The sequence below is a fragment of the Bacillus sp. OTU530 genome, from assembly GCF_038440375.1.
This window is the reverse complement of sequence record NZ_JASATP010000017.1, coordinates 86,854-99,087: the sequence shown is the minus strand read 5'-3', so window position 1 is coordinate 99,087 and position 12,234 is coordinate 86,854. Positions and strand designations below refer to the sequence as shown.

At 43.4% G+C, this 12,234-nt stretch carries 14 protein-coding genes; 1 reads left to right on the top strand and 13 read right to left on the bottom strand.

What is annotated here, in order from left to right; translation table 11 throughout:
- Positions 1-74: 74 nt before the first annotated feature.
- From AAHB12_RS14530 to AAHB12_RS14505, 6 genes are all read right to left on the bottom strand, one after another.
- Entirely contained in the window at positions 75-551 is a 477-nt protein-coding gene (locus AAHB12_RS14530) for a hypothetical protein (RefSeq protein WP_129729107.1), read from the bottom strand.
- Positions 552-666: 115 nt separating this feature from the next.
- The gene (locus tag AAHB12_RS14525) at positions 667-1,299 is read right to left on the bottom strand and encodes a LuxR C-terminal-related transcriptional regulator (RefSeq protein WP_129729108.1); all 633 of its coding nucleotides are present in this window, start codon (positions 1,297-1,299) and stop codon (positions 667-669) included.
- 3 nt (positions 1,300-1,302) lie between these two features.
- On the bottom strand, positions 1,303-2,352 hold the full coding sequence (locus AAHB12_RS14520) for a sensor histidine kinase (RefSeq protein WP_425455923.1): 1,050 nt from the start codon (positions 2,350-2,352) through the stop codon (positions 1,303-1,305).
- Positions 2,352-3,086, bottom strand: coding sequence for a cell wall-active antibiotics response protein LiaF (liaF, locus tag AAHB12_RS14515; protein WP_129729110.1), 735 nt, complete (start codon positions 3,084-3,086; stop codon positions 2,352-2,354). Before liaF ends, AAHB12_RS14520 begins: the two co-directional genes overlap by 1 nt.
- A 220-nt stretch (positions 3,087-3,306) precedes the next feature.
- A complete protein-coding gene (locus tag AAHB12_RS14510; protein WP_129729111.1) occupies positions 3,307-3,945 on the bottom strand; it encodes a PspA/IM30 family protein in 639 nt (212 codons plus the stop codon).
- 19 nt (positions 3,946-3,964) lie between these two features.
- Positions 3,965-4,318, bottom strand: coding sequence for a lmo0954 family membrane protein (locus AAHB12_RS14505; protein WP_129729112.1), 354 nt, complete (start codon positions 4,316-4,318; stop codon positions 3,965-3,967).
- A 479-nt stretch (positions 4,319-4,797) separates the two neighbouring features.
- Between AAHB12_RS14505 and AAHB12_RS14500 the strand changes: the two genes are divergently transcribed.
- The gene (locus AAHB12_RS14500; RefSeq protein ID WP_342045751.1) at positions 4,798-6,075 is read left to right on the top strand and encodes a murein hydrolase activator EnvC family protein; all 1,278 of its coding nucleotides are present in this window, start codon (positions 4,798-4,800) and stop codon (positions 6,073-6,075) included.
- A 459-nt stretch (positions 6,076-6,534) separates the two neighbouring features.
- Here the strand turns inward: AAHB12_RS14500 and AAHB12_RS14495 are convergent, their stop codons facing one another.
- From AAHB12_RS14495 to AAHB12_RS14465, 7 genes are read right to left on the bottom strand one after another with little or no spacing between them, the layout of a single operon-like run.
- Positions 6,535-7,131: an NAD(P)-binding protein gene (locus tag AAHB12_RS14495; RefSeq protein ID WP_342045750.1), complete on the bottom strand. Its 597-nt coding sequence runs from the start codon at positions 7,129-7,131 to the stop codon at positions 6,535-6,537.
- Positions 7,100-7,858, bottom strand: a complete 759-nt coding sequence (locus AAHB12_RS14490) for a sirohydrochlorin chelatase (RefSeq protein WP_129729115.1) — start codon at positions 7,856-7,858, stop codon at positions 7,100-7,102. Before AAHB12_RS14490 ends, AAHB12_RS14495 begins: the two co-directional genes overlap by 32 nt.
- The gene (gene cobA, locus AAHB12_RS14485; RefSeq protein ID WP_129729116.1) at positions 7,859-8,635 is read right to left on the bottom strand and encodes a uroporphyrinogen-III C-methyltransferase; all 777 of its coding nucleotides are present in this window, start codon (positions 8,633-8,635) and stop codon (positions 7,859-7,861) included.
- 39 nt (positions 8,636-8,674) lie between these two features.
- The gene (gene cysC / locus AAHB12_RS14480) at positions 8,675-9,268 is read right to left on the bottom strand and encodes an adenylyl-sulfate kinase (RefSeq protein WP_129729117.1); all 594 of its coding nucleotides are present in this window, start codon (positions 9,266-9,268) and stop codon (positions 8,675-8,677) included.
- A 12-nt stretch (positions 9,269-9,280) separates the two neighbouring features.
- Positions 9,281-10,429, bottom strand: coding sequence for a sulfate adenylyltransferase (gene sat / locus AAHB12_RS14475; RefSeq protein WP_129729118.1), 1,149 nt, complete (start codon positions 10,427-10,429; stop codon positions 9,281-9,283).
- Entirely contained in the window at positions 10,426-11,484 is a 1,059-nt protein-coding gene (locus tag AAHB12_RS14470; protein WP_246040287.1) for an inorganic phosphate transporter, read from the bottom strand. Before AAHB12_RS14470 ends, sat begins: the two co-directional genes overlap by 4 nt.
- 22 nt (positions 11,485-11,506) lie before the next feature.
- A complete protein-coding gene (locus AAHB12_RS14465) occupies positions 11,507-12,208 on the bottom strand; it encodes a phosphoadenylyl-sulfate reductase (RefSeq protein ID WP_129729119.1) in 702 nt (233 codons plus the stop codon).
- Between the last annotated feature and the right edge of the window lie 26 nt (positions 12,209-12,234).

Below are 12,234 nucleotides of genomic sequence, written 5' to 3'. Positions count from 1 at the left end.
CAGGGAATCGGCTTCTTTTTCTCTTCAAATGAAATTTCTCAGTGCCTTCATTTAAGCGGGAGCCCCTTACTTATCTACCCACACTGATAATAATCAATGTTATTTAAATCAATTCCTGTATAGAGCCATCTATATTGATTTCGGCTCCATCGATAACCAGCGACAGAAGTACGTCCAACAAATACAGGATAAAACCAAAAGCCTTTGCCATTTTGCAGCCAAATATACGTATAGCGATACAAGCAACCTCTTATGCCGCCCGGATCAACAGCATATGCCATATGTTGCGGCTTTTGTGGTGTATACGAAGGAGGAGCACTTTGTGGAGGTCCTTGGTGGGTTCCTTGTCCCTGCCCCGGCGGATATGATGGGTAGCCTCCGCCTCCCTGTCCTGGCGGATATGGCGGATAACCTCCACCCCCATGCCCTGGCGGATACATTCCTGGAGAAAATGGCGGATAGGAACCAGAAGGAGTCAATGGTGTCATCTGCGACTGTGGTTGCGGCTGCATTGGTCTGTCTCCGTAAGGAAAATACGGATTATCATACATACGTCTTCACCTCGTTTAGAATCGGCAATCTCTACCTTTTGTAAATGTATGTAAGCGGAACTTGCCTGTTTCTAGTTTCCCATATAAAAGGGCTTAATCCATTGTTTCCGCTTCTCTACTTTGTAAGCTGGTGACGAAATGCATAAATTACCGCTTGCGTACGGTCACTGACGTTCAATTTATTTAGAATGTTACTCACATGCGTTTTCACTGTTTTTAACGCAATAAACAGCTCATCAGCAATTTCTTGATTTGATTTTCCCTCGGCAATGAGCAGCAAAATTTCTCGCTCACGCTCCGTAAGCTCCTCATGTGGCTTGTACTCCTGCTTTTGACGCATTTTGGACATCATTTTTCCCGTTACCTTCGGTTCGAGCACAGTTTCTCCTCTGTGCGTTGCTCGCAGTGCATCAGCAATATCGCTCGCTCGCGATGTTTTCAGCATATAGCTTGCCGCCCCTGCCTCAATAACAGGATACAGCTTTTCATCGTCTAAAAAGCTCGTCACGACAACAATTTTAGCATCAGACCACTCTTGTATAATACATTCTGTTGCCTCTACACCATCCATTTCGTCCATCACTAAGTCCATTAAGATAATATCAGGACGAAGCGCTAGCGCCAGCTCGACTCCTCGCTTGCCGTTTTCTGCCTCCCCTACAACCTCAATATCGGGCTGCGTAGACAAATAAGCAGCGACTCCCATCCGAACCATCTCATGATCATCAACAAGTAATACCCGAATCATCGTCTATCCCTCCTCCCGAGCAATGATAGGAATTTTCACTTCTAATTGTGTTCCTTTGTTTGGAAAGCTAAGAATTTTAAACGTACCTCCGATTTCCTGCGAACGCTCCTGCATGGACTCCAAGCCGTATGAACCAGCTTTACGCTGCGAAACATCGAATCCGATGCCATCATCCATCATCTTTAAAATCGCATACTTCCCGAAGCGCCGGAAGCGAAGCTCCATTTTATTCGCTTTGCTATGGCGAAGCATATTCGATAGCGCCTCCTGTACAATCCGAAATAAATGGTCCTCGACCCCTTTTTCTAAATCAATTTGTTCAATATGCCAGGATAGATGAATATGCTGCTTACGCGAAAGCTCTGTTAACAACTCTTCTATTCCATCCTTTAGCTTTTTTCCCTCAAGCTGTATTGGCCGTAAATGTAACAAAAGGGCGCGCATTTCCGTCTGTGCATTTATGACCATATGCTCTACCAGTTGCAATTGCTTGCTCACCGTTTCCGAATTTCTATCGTTTTGCGCTATCACCGCAGACATCATCATAGACATAGCAAACAGTTGCTGACTGACAGAATCATGCAGATCGCGCGCCAATCGCTGCCTCTCCTCAGAAATCGTCGCCTGCCTCATTTCCTCGCTCCATTCAGCCCTTTCATTTGTTAGCTTCTGAAATAATCCAGCCTGCTCTTCTAAACGGTAAGAGAGAGCTACAATCCGCTTACCAATAGAGCTTAACTCATCTTCTGCAGTAAAGAGATCCTCCTTCGGATAACTTCCGCGCTCAACTTCCAATAGAACGGAAGAAATTTCGTTTAGACGGCGCTTTGTATATTGTCCGATCGAGTAACCGATCACAGCACCGAACAAGCCGCTGCCGCCAATTACAAATAAAACCATTGGAACAGATGCAATCTCCCTCCCCACTAAAAATTCGTATACTGGCTGCTTACTTTTCCAAGCATATACAATCGTTGCAAAAAGCGAGACGCCGAGACAAGACAAAATCGAATAGTTAAAATATGTCCATGGAAAACTGGATTGTTTCCCTATCATACATATCTCACCTCCGTATCACCAACAAGAAGCGAGGAGATGATTTTTACTCGTCTCGAAGCCTCCCTGTACTGCTCTGTTTGAAAAATGAGATTTCGATTCCACCCCTTCTCCTCATGTCCGCACGCAGAAACGCGTCCAAGCAGCATAGAATGATTCAAAGATAACTCAATATCGTATGGTACATACAAACGGATATTACCGACAAGACCATGAATCACAATGACAGTTTCTCCCTCAGCGATCATTGCTGTCGTTAAATCAATGTGAACATCACCCACTCCATACCGAATATTAATGTCCTGCAGCTCATAGACACAATCCATCACCCGGTAATTTCCGACAAACATATTTTTTAAAAACGGTTCAGAACGCAGCACTGCAGAGCCTGAGTCCGCTGCTTCCTTTGTTTCAATCTGCAGCATAATTGGGCGCCTTCTGCTTTGAAGCAATTCATACCCTATATACATAATTGCGCTTGCAAGCAACAGCTGAAATGCAGCAGAAGAGAACACATGTACAATAAAGATAAGAGCACCGATAGATAGAAGAACGGTTCCTCTTTTTTTCTTTCCTTTACTGCGGTAATGCTGACCGACCACAATCATCACAATTGAAAAAACAAGGGCAACCGGTTCAAAGTTATGCGTAATAATATCAATGAGGAGTCCAATCCCAAACAAAATGGCGGCAATCGCGACAATTTCCGTTTTTAGCAGCTGCCGTTTCATACCTCTCTCCTCCTTTCCCAGTTGTAATAAAGAAAACTCGCCGATTGGCGAAGACAAAGGTGTAATTGCCCTTACACTATATTCCTAAAATTTCCAGATACATCGAATGACTTGCCAGCTAGGAAATTTATGCTTTCTTAAAGTATGAAACAGAAGAAAAGGAATTGTTATGCAATTCCTTTTCTTCTCTACTATATCATAAGCTGCTAGACAATGGATGTTATGAATGTGCAGATTCTTTCAATTCTTTTTCAAGTTTAGCAATTCTGTAATCAAACGTGTCACGCTCATATGCCTCGTGTACTCGAATCTCCAGATCACGCATGTGCTCTTCAATCTCTTCAAAACGTATAAATGGATTATCTTTAGACATTTTTCCAAGTGTGTCATGAATACGGCGGTTGGCGTGCGCCATATTTTCTCGTGCCATGAGCTCCATCCGCTTTGTCTGCATTTCCTTGAGCTTGTTTTTCATCTCAGTCAGCTGGCGTTGTAATTCTTCGACCTGCTCCGCTGTTTTTGCATGAGCATCCGCTAAACGTGATGCTTGCCCTTCATAATATTCCGCTTCCTTCCATGCCCTCGCCTCTAAATCAGCAGCACCTGCTTGACGCGCAATATCAGCCTGCTGCTTCCGTTTTTCTGCCATATATGCTGCCTGCTCTTTCTCACGAAGAAAGTTCGTCTTCAGCATGCCGTGACGCTCAATGAGCTGTTCAATTTTTTTTGTCTCTTGTTCACCATCACGTAAGTATTGATTCAGGAGGGCAATCGGATTTTGACGCTCCTTCTCATCAAGTGCATTATGGAGATCCGCCATTACAATATTACGAATTCGTTGGAATAAGGATTGTCTCATACATATCTCTTCCCTTCTCTTAATAATGTTTCATTACATGGTCCCATTCATCTTCAAAACTACGAAACGATTTGTACGCATCTTCCTGTTTTCTGCCGCCGCATTTAGTCTTGTAATTGCGATACCCGTAATACAGTAGTGCAATTGCCCCGACTCCAATAATAGCTGGGAAATTCCCCAAAACAATGGACAGGCCAATCAAACCGATAATACCCCAGAAAAACTTTCCTAGCAGCGCATCGGCTTTCAGAAATGACCTGAAACTCCAATACGCAATCGCTGCTCCAATCAATAAGCCCACAATATGACCGAGCGTGGCGAGCGCAATGATAACGAGTACTCCCGCTGCTAAAAAGGTGAGAAACTTTTTCATACCTTTTTGCCTCCCTTCATTTTGATACTCTTATCTTATCTGAAACGAAGCATCCTCATAACGAACCAAGGAACGGTTTTCACTAGGACTTTAGACCGACTTCACCCTCGGACTCGCAAAGTTTTCTATCGCACCGCTCCCCAAACAAATTCCTCTTTCAGGCTTTCACTTCCCAATTATTTTTCTATTTCAGCAGCCACTTTAAAAAATCGTTTTTTTAATATGATTAAATATCGTTTAATAAAGATATTTAATCATAACCAACTTCTCATTCATTCCTTAAGGTTATAAGCCCTAAAACAACCTAATCACACTATATGCAAATAAATATGTAAAAAACGAACTATATTTCAGATAACTTCAGTACATTTGCATAAAAATCTAACATTCTATTAAATTTCTTTACATTATGGTAAAAATAATAGATTCTTCTTTCATTCTATGGTATAAAAATACGGTAGAGAAAGGGGAACGCAACAATGAAGAAACATACTGTTTTGAGTATGCTAGCGACAGGAGCCTTTTTACTTGCTCCAACAGCTTCCATATATGCAGAAACAAACCAGGATAAATTAAACAGCATTGAATCGCAATTGAATGGAACATCTCAACAACTAGATAACCATAAGCAGGAGAAACTGCAAATCGAACAGGATATTGCACTTCTTCAGCAGAAACTAGATGAACTGAATACAGCAATTGCTAACACAGAACAGGAACTAGCAACAATTGAACAACAAATTAAAGAAACAGAAGCTGTAATTGAAGAAAAAAATCGTCGTATCGGGTACTTACAAGTACAAATTGAAAAACGACAGGTTCTCATCGATCAGCGTCTGCGCACACTGCAGGAGCAGCCTCGCAGCACCTTAGTCACAGAGTTGATTATCAACTCTAAAAACATAACCGATTTATTGGAAAAAATGTATTCTGTGTCGCTTATCTTAAATTCTGATAATGATATTTTACAAGAGCAGGCACGAGACAAAGATGCTGTCGAAACTGAACAGAAAGCAGTAAAAGAACAGGAAGCGGCATTGCAGCAACAAAAAGAAATGCAGGTACAAAAGCAGCAGCAGCAAGCGGCAGACAAGCAGCAGCAGGAAGTTCTTATGAATGACATGCATGCAAAGCTATCGCAAACGATGGAGGAAATCGAAAGCACTGAAGAAACAAAAGCGCTTTTAGAAGCACAAAGACAAGCGACTCAGCAACTTGTGGAAGCGGATAAACGTGCAGCAGCTCAGGCAGCGGCTCAGGCAGCTCAAGCAGCAGCGGCTCAAGCACAGGCTGCGGAGGATGCAAAAAAGGCAGCTGCGCCTTCCGCTGGAGCATCCAGTCAACCTAGCGTAGCAGCTGTCAATCAAGGCGGATTCATCAAACCTGCAGCTGGCGCTTTCACATCAGGCTTCGGAGGAAGATGGGGGAAACTGCATGCAGGTGTAGATATTGCGGCATCAGGAACAGTGCCGGTTGTAGCGGCGGCAGATGGTGTTGTCATACGCGCCTATGCTTCAAGCAGCTACGGAAATGTTGTATTTATTTCGCATCGCATCAACGGACAAACCTACACAACTGTATATGCACACTTAAGCAGCTATTCTGTTGGAACAGGACAAACTGTAAAGCAAGGTCAGCAAATTGGAATCATGGGTAATACAGGGGATTCACAAGGGCAGCATCTTCACTTTGAATTGCATGTAGGAGAATGGAATCTAGCAAAGAGTAACGCAGTAAACCCAATGCCATACTTATAAAAGCAAAATCGTTATTTTGCTGCTGTTTCTTCCAAACATAAAATGTTATTCACCTTGTTGGTTTAGGGTTACCTTACAGCCAGCAGATGAATAAACCGGAAAATACCGAAAAAGGATCTCAGTTAAATATTCAGCTAGGATCCTTTTTTCCATTCATATCCCTTACTTGGACCTTTGTTTGCTTATTAGGCGGGATTTTTCTTAATGTTAAGTACGCAAAGCGAACATGCGGTTTAGGCGGAGAATATTTATGAAAACCTCCTACCTGCCCTTGGGTGAAAACAGAGGCGTAGTTGCCCTTATACTGTATTTCTAAAATTTCCGACTACGTCGAATTGGCTCTTAGATGGAAATTTATACATTCTGAAAATGCAAAGAAAGCACTACCGAACGATAGTGCCTTTTCTGTAAAAGTCCCTTTTTACACTGAGGATGTGGCAACCACGCCATATCAGTGTCTTATAAGTTCTCTAAAAACTGCTGTTGTTTTTCCAGCGAGCCTATATACTCCGATTTAAGTACCTCCTGCAGCAATACATTCCGCACTGCTTTGTTGTGAGCAGAAGCTTTCACTCTAATCCGACATTCATATAAAAAATCCAAATACTGCTCATACTCTTCGCCATATGTATCCGACAGATCATCCCGAATTTTCTTTGCAAGTTTCGGACTAGCACCGCCAGTGGAAACAGCAATCATTAATCGGCCGCGCTCAAATGCAGCTGGAAGATGAACATTTCCTGCAGTCGGATCTGTAATGACGTTCACGAGCTGGTTCTCGCCCGCCTCCGCTGCAATTCGGGTGTTAAGCTCCGCGTCATCTGTCGCGGCAATAATGAGAAGCGCTCCGACAAGGTCTGATTCTTCATATGTCTTCGCAAGCCACGTAATGTGCCCCTCTTCAGCAAGTTTTTGTACCTTTCCATCAGCTTCAGGACTAATAACAGTCACATGGGCTCCTTCTCTGACAAGCGGCCCAATTTTAAAAAGAGCCACCTTGCCGCCGCCAACAACAACAACACGCTTATTTTGTATGTGTAGCGTAAGTGGGTACATACTCTTCTCCTTCCATTGCTTCCTGTACGCGCGTGGCAAGAACCTTGCGCAAATTTGGATGGTAGCCTAAGTAATCACAGAGTATAAGCTCTTCCCGTCCTAACTTCTTAATCGTTCGTTCCATCTTTTTCATTAGAATACCGGTAAACAATAAGTACGGCACAACAAACACCTGTTTATGACCCGATGCAAGCGCCATCTCTAACCCTTGCTCAAAGCTTGGTTCCGCTGCTGCCAAAAAGCAAATATCAACCTTCTGGAACGGGTATGTATGTTGTAATCGCGAAGCGATATTCCCCATATCACGTTTTACGTCCGGATCACTGCTGCCGCGTCCAACAAGCAATACCATCGCATCTTCAGCAATACGCTCCTTACCGATTCTCTCCAGCAAAATCGACACAATTTCATCATGCACACCAAACGGCTCACCATACGTTAAAGTTACATCTGGATAATTCTGCTTTACTTCTGCTAATTCATTCGGAATATCTTCTTTAGCATGTGCAGCAGTGAGCAATAAAATTGGCACGGCCGCAACACGCGTTGCTCCTCTTTCCACACACACTCGTAAGCCTGCTTCAATGGATGGTTCTGCTAATTCCAAAAAACATACCTCTTGAATTGGTACATCTATGTCAGCCATTGCTTGAGAGACAAAGAAGCGCGCTTGTTCGCACGCTTCTTTCACTCTGCTGCCGTGGCAAATGTATAATACTGCTTGCATTTACAACGCCCCGCTTGCATAGTAATTTTTGGATGTTTGTTGTTCAAACCATTGGATCTTGTCCCGGTAGCGAACAACCTCGCCAACCACAATCATACTTGGGTTTTGTACTTCTTCCTTTTGCGCGATAGTAACAATTGTTCCTAATGTGCCCGTTACTGTACGCTGTGATACAGTTGTGCCCCATTCAACAAGCGCAACCGGTGTTTGCTCGCTTTTTCCATGCTGCAATAACTTGCCGCAAATGTATGGAAGATTCCCTACACCCATGTAAATCGCCAGCGTATCAATTCCCTTTGCCAGGCTCTCCCATTTCGTATCCTCTTCCTGACCCTCGCGGCGGTGACCTGTAATGATGGCAAAGCTGGCACCAGCATCACGATGTGTCACCGGAATGCCAGCGTAAGCAGGAGCAGCAATGCCAGATGTAATGCCAGGAACGATTTCAAACGGAATATTGTTGTCAGCTAGCGTTTCCGCTTCCTCAGCGCCGCGTCCAAATACAAAAGGATCTCCGCCCTTAAGTCTTGTTACCGTTTTTCCTTCCTTCGCAAGCTTTACAAGATGAGCATTTATCGTTTCCTGCTGCATAAAGTGGCAATCAGGGAGCTTTCCGCAAAAAATCAAATCTGCATCCTGCTTCGCATGGGACAGTAATTCCTCATTCACCAGCCTATCATACAAAATGACATCCGCCTGCTGAATACACTTAAGTCCCTTCACAGAAATCAAATCAGGATCACCTGGTCCTGCTCCCACAAGGTAGACCTTTCCCATTTTGCCACCTCCCATCACAGTGCATTCTTCTGTCTATACTTAAATGAATTGCTTCTCTTTTAAATATTGGATAACTTGGTCCGCACATTCCTCAATAGAATGTAAGTGTGTGGAAACAACGATTTCAGGATTTTCTGGCTCTTCATAAGGAGAGTCAATACCTGTAAATTGTTTAATCTCGCCGTTGCGCGCTTTTTTATACAAGCCTTTTGGATCGCGCTTCTCACATTCTTCAATCGGGCAGCTCACAAATACTTCAACGAACTCGTCCGCTTCTAAAATATCGCGTACTTGTGTACGATCTGCACGGAATGGAGAAATAAACGCAGTTAATACAATTGTACCACTGTCCACAAATAGCTTTGCCACTTCACCGATGCGGCGAATATTTTCTGTGCGTGCTTCCTCAGAAAATCCTAAGTCTTTGTTTAAACCATGACGGATATTATCCCCATCTAATACATAGTTACCAACTTTTTCTTGGAATAGCTTACGAGCTACCGCATTGGCAAGCGTAGACTTGCCAGATGCGGATAAACCTGTGAACCAAAGAACAAAGCTATGATTTCCTTTTTGTTCGCGACGCTCTTGCTTGGAAACTGATGCCTCATGCCATACAATGTTCGTGCTCATTGTTTCTCCCCCTTAAGCGTTCACTGGCTGCTCTTGCATGCCACGAATTAATACTTCTACTACTTCTTTACGGCTGAATGTGCTTGGCGGAAGCTGACCGCTGCGAAGCAATTCACGCACCTTTGTTCCAGATAAAATCACACGGTCTTCAGCACCATGCGGACATGTTTTCGAAGAAGCCATACCTTCGCATTTTGTGCAGTAGAAGCTATGCTCGAAGAATAACGGCTGAATGCCAAGCTCTTCTGCTGTAAAGTTGGAGAAGATGTGCTGTGCATCATATGTGCCGTAATAGTTACCAACACCTGCGTGGTCGCGGCCAACGATAAAGTGTGTGCAACCAAAGTTTTTGCGAACCATTGCATGGAAAATCGCTTCACGCGGTCCTGCATAGCGCATTGCTGCAGGGAACACAGCCAAAAATACACGATCCTGTGGATAATAGTTCTTTAAAAGTACTTGATAGCTTTCCATACGTACGTCAGCTGGAATGTCATCAGATTTTGTTTCACCTACAAGCGGATTTAAGAATAAGCCGTCTACGATTTCAAGCGCAGCTTTTTGAATATATTCATGCGCGCGGTGAACTGGATTACGCGTTTGGAACCCAACTACCGTTTTCCAGCCAAGGTCTTGGAACTTTTGACGTGTTTCAGCCGGATCTAAGCGGAATTCAGCAAATTGATCCTTCTCTGTACGTTTTACTAACGTAATCGCTCCACCTACATATACAGACGGGCGCTCTAGCATTTTCTTTACGCCTGGATGCGCAAGGTCTGTTGTGCGGTATACATTTTCCGCTTCCTTTTGTTTGTCTGGCACATAGATGTCACCAACTGTAAGTACACCGTATGTTACGCCGCCTTGTACTAAGCGTACCTCTTCACCTGCTGTAAGCTCGTTTGCTTTTTCTTCTGTTACAGGAAGTGCAATTGGAATACTCCAAACTGTTCCGTCAGCAAGACGCATACGTTCTACAACAGAATTGTAGTCTTCTTGGTTTAAAAAACCTGTTAATGGGCTGTATGCACCGACTGCAATTAACTCTAGGTCGCTAAGTGCAGTATTGTCTAACTCAATTTCCTTTTGGATATGCGCTGTGCTGTACGTTTCGTCTACGCGATTAATAAGAACACCGCCATGTGCTGTAATACTTGTCATCTTGAAATTCCTCCTACTTCCTGTTTCGTATGTTTTAATAAGCTAATGACTCCAAGTGTTGCGATAATTCCCGCCCCAACAATAAAGATAGAATACAAATCACTTTCTAGCAATAGTTTAACGCATGTATAAGATACTAAAAGCGATAAAAACGGGGCAACAAACCACACCTTGAGCATTTGCGAAACAACGCGTTTTTGAAAGACCTTCTTGCCTTGCTGCGCGGAGCCCATGCCGATAATAGAAGATGATGTAATTTGTGCAATCGGCAATGGAATCCCAAATAAAGCTGCTGTAATCACGAGAAATGAGCTGGTAGCAGAAACAGAAATTCCTTCAATCAAAGAAACAGATGTAATTTTCTTCCCATTTGTTTCAAGAACTCGACTTCCTAAGAGAAAAGCTCCCAAGGCAACAAAAATACCACCTAAAAGCAACCCTGTTTCCACTGAAAGCAAATGAGCCCCAACTAACGGAGCAACTGCATTTGCTACGTTTTTCATTCCAGCTGAGTAGGCCTCGAAGAAACCTGTCACAATAACAAGAATTGTAAAAATTGGCTTCCATTTTCCTTTTTCTAAATCAGGATACTTGGAATTAAGCCTATGAATAAGCTTTCCAGCAACATAAGTAATACTGAAAGCTACTACAGGGGTGATAATCCAAAAAGCAACGATAAACAAAAGTTTCTCCACATACAATACTTGATATGCAATCCCCACCCCTGCAACAGCACCTATCGTAATCTCACTGGTAGAAAGCGGAATACCGAGAATATTTGCCGTAAATAAGGCAATTGTTGCTGCAAGTAATGTAATAATAACAATTTTTACTGTAAAGATATCCTCAGGAATAATGCCTGAGCTAATCGTTTTTGTAACCTTTTGGCCCCCAAATACAGAACCAGCAATGATAGCAGCGCCACATATGAGCAGCGCTACCCATTTCTTCTTAATGGCTCCTGAAGCATATGCGACCCCCATTGAGGCAGCTGCTCCACTCGCCCCTATATTCATCGCAAACAATAACGCTGCACAAAATGCGAGAGCTACCATATTTTCTTTTCCCCTTTACTTCTTACTGATGAAGCCCGCATTCTGTTTTACCTGTACCTGACCAACGTCCAGAGCGATCACTGCTGCCACCCTCTGAAGGACGTGTGCATACCTCACAGCCAATGCTCGGATAGCCGATATCATGAAGCGGATTGTACGGAAGGTCATGCTTGTATACATAACGCCATACTTCCTTCCATGTCCAATGAATCAGCGGACATACTTTGATAGAATGGAAACGGTGATCATGATTTAAAAACTGTACATTTTGGCGCGTCGGCGACTGCTCGCGGCGCAATCCAGAAATCCACGCCTTCCCTTGTGCAAGAGCCTTTTCAAGCGGAACAATCTTCCGAATATTGCAGCATGCGTTCGGGTTAGACTTCCATAATTCCGCACCATGCTCTGCCGCCTGCTCTTCTAGCGTAAGCTCTGGCTTTTGTAACACAATTTGAAGTCTTGGGAACCGTTCTTTCACTCTTTCAATTAATTCATACGTTTCTTTAAAATGAAGATCTGTATCTAAAAATACAACCTTTGCATCAGGCTTCACTTGATCAATTAAGTGCAGAAGAATCATCCCCTCTACACCAAAGCTGCATGCATAGACAACATCGTCTCCATAATGATCATACGCCCATCGTAAAACCGAAAGCGCACCTTTTGTTTCATCGTCCTCATTAAAATCAATGGCTGGTGCATCCCATGTTTCATATGTTAACATGTCATTTCCCCCTCTTTTGGTAACAT

Excerpts from the sequence above, each read along its gene's own strand:
- AAHB12_RS14490 (WP_129729115.1), bottom strand. The coding sequence starts at position 7,858 with ATGCAAGCAGTATTATACATTTGCCACGGCAGCAGAGTGAAAGAAGCG.
- AAHB12_RS14510 (WP_129729111.1), bottom strand. The coding sequence starts at position 3,945 with ATGAGACAATCCTTATTCCAACGAATTCGTAATATTGTAATGGCGGAT.
- AAHB12_RS14495 (WP_342045750.1), bottom strand. The coding sequence starts at position 7,131 with ATGTACCCACTTACGCTACACATACAAAATAAGCGTGTTGTTGTTGTT.
- cysC (WP_129729117.1), bottom strand. The coding sequence starts at position 9,268 with ATGAGCACGAACATTGTATGGCATGAGGCATCAGTTTCCAAGCAAGAG.
- liaF (WP_129729110.1), bottom strand. The coding sequence starts at position 3,086 with ATGAAACGGCAGCTGCTAAAAACGGAAATTGTCGCGATTGCCGCCATT.
- AAHB12_RS14525 (WP_129729108.1), bottom strand. The coding sequence starts at position 1,299 with ATGATTCGGGTATTACTTGTTGATGATCATGAGATGGTTCGGATGGGA.
- AAHB12_RS14530 (WP_129729107.1), bottom strand. The coding sequence starts at position 551 with ATGTATGATAATCCGTATTTTCCTTACGGAGACAGACCAATGCAGCCG.
- AAHB12_RS14465 (WP_129729119.1), bottom strand. The coding sequence starts at position 12,208 with ATGTTAACATATGAAACATGGGATGCACCAGCCATTGATTTTAATGAG.
- AAHB12_RS14505 (WP_129729112.1), bottom strand. The coding sequence starts at position 4,318 with ATGAAAAAGTTTCTCACCTTTTTAGCAGCGGGAGTACTCGTTATCATT.
- cobA (WP_129729116.1), bottom strand. The coding sequence starts at position 8,635 with ATGGGAAAGGTCTACCTTGTGGGAGCAGGACCAGGTGATCCTGATTTG.
- AAHB12_RS14500 (WP_342045751.1), top strand. The coding sequence starts at position 4,798 with ATGAAGAAACATACTGTTTTGAGTATGCTAGCGACAGGAGCCTTTTTA.
- AAHB12_RS14470 (WP_246040287.1), bottom strand. The coding sequence starts at position 11,484 with ATGGTAGCTCTCGCATTTTGTGCAGCGTTATTGTTTGCGATGAATATA.
- sat (WP_129729118.1), bottom strand. The coding sequence starts at position 10,429 with ATGACAAGTATTACAGCACATGGCGGTGTTCTTATTAATCGCGTAGAC.